The organism is Effusibacillus pohliae DSM 22757, from assembly GCF_000376225.1.
GTDB lineage: Bacteria > Bacillota > Bacilli > Tumebacillales > Effusibacillaceae > Effusibacillus > Effusibacillus pohliae.
Window position 1 is genome coordinate 1 of sequence record NZ_AQXL01000064.1, and the last position, 6836, is coordinate 6836.

Genomic DNA, 6836 nt, shown 5'->3' on the forward strand with positions numbered 1-6836 from the left:
TCCGCAATAATCTTACCGGTTCCTGGTTAAAGGGGATGAAGGAGGAAAGGGCTGTGCGGCAGTCTGCTTTCGACTTGCGACACAGCCCTTTTTTGGTTCTCCAACCGAGTAACCGGTTGTTGGTTGTTGTGGGTTATTGTTGTCCGCTCGCCTGCCCGGAAACGGTGTTGCCGGAAGTGTTGCCGGAAGTGTTGCCGGAAGTGTTGCCGGAAGTGTTGCCGGAAGTGTTGCCGGAAGTGTTGCCGGAAGTGTTGCCGGAAGTGCTGGTTCCGGTTTGGTCTCCCACGATCACAATGCCGTTATCCTGCAATTTATCAAGCAGTACGGCAGCCTCGGCGCGAGTGAGAACCCGTTCCGGCTTGAACGATCCGTCTCCGTACCCGTGAATCAATTCATATTTGACGGCCGTCGCCACATACGGACGCAGCACGGGCGCGATTTGCTGCCAATCTTTCGGGAATTTTTCTTGCAGGAGCTGATCGGCTTCAGCGGCATTCAGCTGCTTCATATCCGGGTTGAGCTTGAGCAGGATTTTCACCAGCGTGACGGTCACGTCCTCCCGACGGGCACCTTCGTTCGGTTTAAAGAGCAAACCGCCATCCAGCGCCCGGAACGCATCGAAGTACTCTTTCGCCGCTTCCACATACTTGAATTCCCAGTCCGTGGGAGCCACGTCTTCAAAGTCCTGCGTGGTGGATGTGGTTTGCAAATGGAAGTATTTAGTGACCATCGTCGCGAATTCAGCCCGTGTCACTTTACCGTTCGGGTCAAAGTGGCGATTTCCTTTGCCTTTCACAACCCCTTTTTTCACGAGATCCTTAATGAATTTTTCCGCCCAGTGGCCGCGGACATCATCCAATTCAACCGTTTCGTTCGTCACGTTCGTGGTGTTGTTGATGGTGATCGTTTGCTGCGCTTGGTTATTCCCGACGATCGAAATGTTGCCATTCCCCTGTGCAAACGCCGGGAGCGTGCCGAACGAGAGTGTGGAGACCACTGAAAGAGCCATCAAGGTTTTTTTCATTCACAATCACCTCTACTGTAGTTTTTTGGTATATATAGGTAAGTCTATTATTGAATTCGTAACCAGGTAGAGTTTTATGGGGGTAGGATTGGCTTGGCATATAGTCTTTTCACATTATATTTGTTTCAATCCGGCATTATAGAGAGAATGTTCCGATCAACCGTTTGCCCTGGTTGAACGCCTCATAGACGCGAATAGTCACATTGTAATTGTTGTAACGGGACCAAATCAGATTATTGAAAGTGATGTATTGGTCTCCATCCCCGAGCACCGGCACGGACGAATTTGCGCTCGCTCCGATCGCATACCTCGTTTGAGCTACCGTTGTCCCGTTGCCGTCAATAACCTCAAAAATCAGGTCAGTATTATTTGGATATGCATTGTAGCCCGAATCTTTTGTCGTGGTCACATGGACTTTGTAAACCTGCGCATAGGCTTTGTAGTCATAGCTCCAGAATGTTACCTGACTCAACTGAACGTGATAAGGCATCAGATCGAAAACAGGCGAGTCCGCCGAAGTATACACTTTGGGTGTAACGGTCGATGGCTTTCCCACGGAAAACGACGCCCATGTTTTAAACTGTGCCGGAAACACGGAAAAATCGGCCTTTGTCAGATTTAATGTCATATCTTCTACCGAGATGCCTTTCGGGATCATCGCGTAATACTGCAGTATTCCGGTCGTTTTCGGCTGTACCTCGGAGTCGTATCCCTGCGGAACATATACGAATCCTTTATATTTGCCGCCGTCCCGGCTGACAAACTCCGGCTGATACCCGAAGAAACTGAACGATTGAGTATCGTCATTGCGAACCGCAACAGATACCTGAACCAGATTGGAATCCCCCGCGTCGAACACCGCGGAGCGAACTTCGGTAAACGTAACGGGAAGATCAGGTTCCGGACGAACCGCCTGTGACAATCCGGCGCCCGGTTTGGTTCCCACCCAGATCGTCCGATTCGGTCCATCCCATTCCACCGGGTATCCCAATGCCTCGGAAACGTATTTCACCGGCACATAAGTGGTTCCCTCATAGTTGAAAGCGATAGGAACTTGCGCAACTCCGTTCGAAAAGGTCCCGCCCGCGGGCGTCTTGTCCACCCCGTTGATCATCAACTTGACTTGTGAGATCACAACCTGCAACGATTCTGCACCTGCCGCCACAGGCGCGGTGATCAGGCTACCCAACACCATGCCGCCTGCCAACCAGACAATCGGTTTTCGCATCCGCTTTCACTCCTTTGTCTCCGTTTCACTATGACTTCTTCTCGCAATCCGGATCTTTGCTTGGATAAAGTGGAGCGCTCGTTTTCGATGCCTTTTCACCCGCTTTCAGGCTGTGCTGATGAAACGCGTTTTGTGGTATTTCCTTCCGATAACCAAAAATTCGAGTTGGACTGGTTCTTTTCCTTCAAGCGCAGGCATCCAAACGGTGACAAAACTATGTAAAAAAATTGATCCCCCCAGCAGGAGGATCCTTCGTCCCAGTTGTTCGCTTTATTCAGCTACTCTTCAGATCTTTTGTCAGTTCCCGATATTGCTTGAGTTTGTTCTCGATTTGAGACAGATATTCCTTATGTTTCTCTTCGATTTGCTGCTTTGTCAGGTTCTGTTCCGTTACATTAATCAAAAACGTATAGATATTAAATCGAACATTTGACGCAAGCGCAACGCCTTCCTTGAAGGTTTTCGACTCCCGGTCAACCGTCGAAAGCGGATTTTCTTGAGTGAACTTTTTATATTCATCCCAGTTTTTCTTCATTTGATCCCGAAGGGGAGTCATCTGTTTCTTGAATTCGTCCACCTTGATCGCGCCTTTTTCCAATTGATCATATCGTACCTGTATGTCAGCAAATATCTTTTCCGCCTCTTGCGTCAATTGTTCTTCTTTTGTGTTGAAAGCAGCCAAACTCACATGCGCCGGTTCGGTATGGGAATGCACATAGATGCCCACTCCGACTCCCAACACGATGACAAGCAACAGAATCCACAGATAGTTCTTCCGAACTTTCATAAGCCACCTCCCCTCGTAAATTGAATCAGATGAGAGTAAAATTTTCAATACCAGTGTAACTGATCTGGCGGGACAGACCAAGCCCATAAAATAACCGATAAAATAAGACAACCTGGCGCACATGCGCAACAGGTTGCCTGGAGAAAAGTTATTTTACAATCACCATTTTGGCGTTTGCGTCCCACTGTACCTGATGCCCGAGAAATTCGGAAATAAAGCGGACCGGCACCACCGTGCGGGAATCGGCTATTTGCGCGGGCACATCAATCGTCGCGGTTTGACCGTTGACCTTGATCGTCTTGCTTCCGATCGGAAGCTCAATCGTGATATCGCCCTTGCGAATCGTAACCGTTTGCGTTTCTCCGTTCCATTTCACGTCGGCTCCCAATGCTTCCGAAACAGCGCGAACCGGGATCAAGGTGCGCCCGTCCTTGATAAAAGGCTGCACGTCAAAATTCGGCCGCTTGCCCTGCACATACACTTTCACCTGTTCGGTGTCGCCCTTGTCTTGAAAAACTTTACTCAACAAGTCGTACAACTTGTCCGATTTCGGATTCTTGGCAAGCGCCGCTTCGACAGCTGTCTCCGCCTCATCCTGTTTCTTGTCCTTCAGCTTCAATGTCACCAGAACCTGAACTTGATCCTCGGTTGCCGTCCCGGAATTCACTTCGGAGTCAAGTTGCGTTTCCACCGCATTCTTTGCGTCGTCGTCAGAGGACGCCAGTCCATCCTGCTTCAGCTTATCGATTAATTTTTCAATCACGGCATTCAACGTATCGTCACTTGCTTGCCCATTTCCATCCTGCAAAGCCTTCAGAAGGCTTTCGAGCGCTCGCTTGATCCCCTTGCCCTTGCCGCCATGCTCATGATCCTGATCGTCCTTCTCTTCATCATCCTGCTTGTTTTTTCCATTCCCGTCGTCGTCTTCCTCATCGGATTGGTTTCCGGATGTTGTGGAAGACGTTGTGGAAGATTGTGTTGAGCCGGATGTTTGAGAGGGATTCGTCGTTGGATCGGTTGTTGTAGTTGTAGTTGTAGTTGTAGACGTAGAACTCTGCGTGGTCGTGGCAGAACTCGTTACAGACGAACCGGTTGCGGTGCTGATCGCGGTCGCCGTTTCCGCCCGTGCAATCAGCGCTGCCGGCGAGAGGGCGAGTGTCATCACAAGAGCTGTTGTCCAAACCAATTTTTTCTTCATTGTTCCACACACTCCTTTTTGAACAAAAATAAAATCTGCCACTTGGCAGACACAGAAGTGTGCTACCACTGTGGCGGCCCGGCTGCCATAGGATGTTCCCCCCATCCCGTAGGCCCGCAGCTTTGCGTCATCGCCTTTCGGCGATTTTGCCCTTTCAGTGAGAATATTTTACTTTCATTAGAATTTATACTACATTACAAGCAACCAATTCATGAGTCTTTCGTCCTATTCTATTTCTTACGTTTTGTAAATCCCAAATCGAATTGCCCGCTCCCATCGCTATGACGCATCCTTCCCGAAAGATGCAGTGTTAAAGTGACGAGATCAGCGCTCCGCCCAACGCTCCTGTTAATACGACTGTCCAAGGCGGCAATTTCCAAAACACAAGCATTCCAAATAGGATGGTGGCAAGCGCAAAATCGGCCGGCGCCAATATGGAGCTTATCCAAATCGGGTTATAGAGAGCCGCAAGCAGAACGCCCACGACAGCCGCATTGATACCGATTAACGCTCCTTGAATTTTGGGCTTTCTTCGAAGTGTGTCCCAAAAAGGCAATGTTCCAATCACAAGCAGAAATGCAGGAAGGAAAATCGCCACCGTTGCTATGAAAGCCCCAAACCCTCCTCCCATCGTCGCCCCTAAATATGAAGCGAATGTGAATAATGGGCCTGGCACTGCCTGTGTGGCACCATATCCAGCAAGGAAAGCTTCCTTGCTCACCCAACCAGTCGGTACAAGTTCTCTTTCCAGCAAAGGCAATACAACGTGTCCCCCGCCGAACACAAGCGAACCGGCCCTGTAAAAACTGTCAAATACCTTCACCCATACAAATTGCGTCAACCCACGCAATACAGGCAAAGCAGCCAGTAACCCAAAAAATAAACCCAAACACACAATCCCCACATGACGGTTGATTGGAACACAAATGTTGGGCTGATCAGGTGTATGTTCCGACTTATAGAGAAACAATCCTACAACTCCCGCTGAAACAATAAGCAGAACTTGGCTAACTGCGGTTGGCCACAAAAGAGAGATGACCGCCGCTACCATCGCTATGGTTGCCCTGTTGCGATCAGGCGCCAGCTTTTGCCCCATTCCCAACACTGCATGGGCAACAATCGCAACGGCCACTATCTTCAAACCATGTATCCATCCCGCATTTCCTACATCGAAACCTTGCAACAGGAATGCAAAAAGCACCAAAACAATCACGGATGGCAAGGTAAATCCGATGAACGAAGCAACACCGCCAAGCAGCCCTGCTCGCATAACCCCTATTGCAATACCTACTTGACTGCTTGCGGGGCCAGGCAAGAACTGGCAAAGAGCAACCAAGTCTGCATAGCTGCGTTCATCCAACCACTTTCTTTGCCGGACATACTCATCATGAAAATACCCCAAGTGGGCAATAGGCCCCCCAAATGAAGTAAGCCCCAATTTCAAAGATACACGTAATACTTCGGCCCACGATTTCCAGCATCTTGGCAGATTCACTTAAATTTCACACCTCGCCGCTGGAATTTCCCGATTGGTCAAGTGACTTTCTTTTACTCAAGGAAATACAAACTGAGATAGGGAGGCCAAGCCTCCCCAGTTTTTTCACACACTATCGCACGAACAACCGACGTATTAATTTGTACCCGACAAACAACAGCAGCAAATCAAACAAGAGCCCCCAAAAAGAGAACCCGTAGCCAAATCCGCCAAACGGATGGAGCATGTGACCAAACAGCGAACTCATGAGCGCTCCTGCCGCCATCCCACCCAGAAAATGCCCCAACCCGCCGCCAAACCACGACGATTTGGGCTGCTGATACGGTTGTTGATACGGTTGCGGGGTGGACGGTTTTTGTGTCACATTGCTCGAAGGGCTCTTTTGACCGGAACTGTAAACTCCTGATCCGGACTGACTCGTGGAATCGCCCTTGTAGGTGGAGCCGGAGCTGATGGATGACTTCACTCCGCCACTAAATGAACCGGATGTCGAGGATTTCGCTTCCGACACCGCAGAAAAACCCATAACCAGCGCAAGCGCAAGGAAAAGAGACACGAGCTTTTTCATCGAAAATCCCTCCAATCGTTATCGCACTTCAATTTCGGCAGAGAATCCTTTGCCTTCTTCAAAGAACAGTTCAATGAGAAGCCGTTGCGGGTCAAAGTTGTGGTAGTCCCGCAGATAAATGGCAACCCCATCAATGAGATCCTGCTCACTGATCGGATACTTGTAAAGCCCATTGTCAACCGATGCAGTGGCGGAAAACCCTTTTCCCTCTTCGTAAAACAGTTCCGCCTGCACCTGTTCCGGACGTTTTTCATATCGCCAGGCCGTGAATACACAAACCGAATCAATCAGGTCTTGTTCGTTGAAGCAGAGTTTCATCGATCACACCCCCGTTATAATTGATGTTGCTGTTTCTGATAGATATTACGGACGACAGGCGAAAAGGTTTCAATAGTTATTATAGCCGATATGTCTTTCAACTTAAATGTTTATACTGAAAAAGCTTTTTGCGATGTGCCCTTTTTTGTTCCATGTTTACAGTAGGTGTATCGCTCAGAGCTGTTGAGAAGTCGATTTCAACCGCACGGGTGAAAAGC

The 6836-nt window shown here is 49.2% G+C and carries 7 protein-coding genes and 1 riboswitch; all 7 genes read right to left on the bottom strand.

All coding sequences use genetic code 11. The annotated features are described in order from the left end of the window. Positions 1-133: 133 nt before the first annotated feature. The 7 genes from C230_RS21135 to C230_RS0101285 all read right to left on the bottom strand — a co-directional run bounded on the left by C230_RS21135 (position 134) and on the right by C230_RS0101285 (position 6618). Positions 134-1024, bottom strand: coding sequence for an S-layer homology domain-containing protein (locus C230_RS21135; RefSeq protein ID WP_018130263.1), 891 nt, complete (start codon positions 1022-1024; stop codon positions 134-136). A gap of 136 nt (positions 1025-1160) precedes the next feature. Beyond that, positions 1161-2252, bottom strand: coding sequence for a stalk domain-containing protein (locus tag C230_RS0101260; protein WP_018130264.1), 1092 nt, complete (start codon positions 2250-2252; stop codon positions 1161-1163). Positions 2253-2526: 274 nt separating this feature from the next. Beyond that, the gene (locus C230_RS0101265; protein WP_018130265.1) at positions 2527-3039 is read right to left on the bottom strand and encodes a hypothetical protein; all 513 of its coding nucleotides are present in this window, start codon (positions 3037-3039) and stop codon (positions 2527-2529) included. Between the two features lie 148 nt (positions 3040-3187). Beyond that, complete coding sequence (locus C230_RS21685; protein ID WP_018130266.1) at positions 3188-4237, bottom strand: copper amine oxidase N-terminal domain-containing protein; 1050 nt, start codon at positions 4235-4237, stop codon at positions 3188-3190. Between the two features lie 69 nt (positions 4238-4306). Further along, positions 4307-4398: riboswitch (cyclic di-GMP riboswitch) on the bottom strand. A 149-nt stretch (positions 4399-4547) separates the two neighbouring features. Next, entirely contained in the window at positions 4548-5732 is a 1185-nt protein-coding gene (locus tag C230_RS0101275; protein ID WP_026174071.1) for a chromate transporter, read from the bottom strand. A 112-nt stretch (positions 5733-5844) separates the two neighbouring features. Beyond that, the gene (locus C230_RS0101280; protein ID WP_018130268.1) at positions 5845-6300 is read right to left on the bottom strand and encodes a hypothetical protein; all 456 of its coding nucleotides are present in this window, start codon (positions 6298-6300) and stop codon (positions 5845-5847) included. Between the two features lie 18 nt (positions 6301-6318). After that, positions 6319-6618, bottom strand: a complete 300-nt coding sequence (locus C230_RS0101285; RefSeq protein WP_018130269.1) for a DUF2653 family protein — start codon at positions 6616-6618, stop codon at positions 6319-6321. Between the last annotated feature and the right edge of the window lie 218 nt (positions 6619-6836).

What these genes read in the sequence shown, in the direction of transcription:
- C230_RS0101265 (WP_018130265.1), bottom strand. Translation starts at nt 3,039, where the DNA reads ATGAAAGTTCGGAAGAACTATCTGTGGATTCTGTTGCTTGTCATCGTG.
- C230_RS21135 (WP_018130263.1), bottom strand. Translation starts at nt 1,024, where the DNA reads ATGAAAAAAACCTTGATGGCTCTTTCAGTGGTCTCCACACTCTCGTTC.
- C230_RS0101280 (WP_018130268.1), bottom strand. Translation starts at nt 6,300, where the DNA reads ATGAAAAAGCTCGTGTCTCTTTTCCTTGCGCTTGCGCTGGTTATGGGT.
- C230_RS0101285 (WP_018130269.1), bottom strand. Translation starts at nt 6,618, where the DNA reads ATGAAACTCTGCTTCAACGAACAAGACCTGATTGATTCGGTTTGTGTA.
- C230_RS21685 (WP_018130266.1), bottom strand. Translation starts at nt 4,237, where the DNA reads ATGAAGAAAAAATTGGTTTGGACAACAGCTCTTGTGATGACACTCGCC.
- C230_RS0101260 (WP_018130264.1), bottom strand. Translation starts at nt 2,252, where the DNA reads ATGCGAAAACCGATTGTCTGGTTGGCAGGCGGCATGGTGTTGGGTAGC.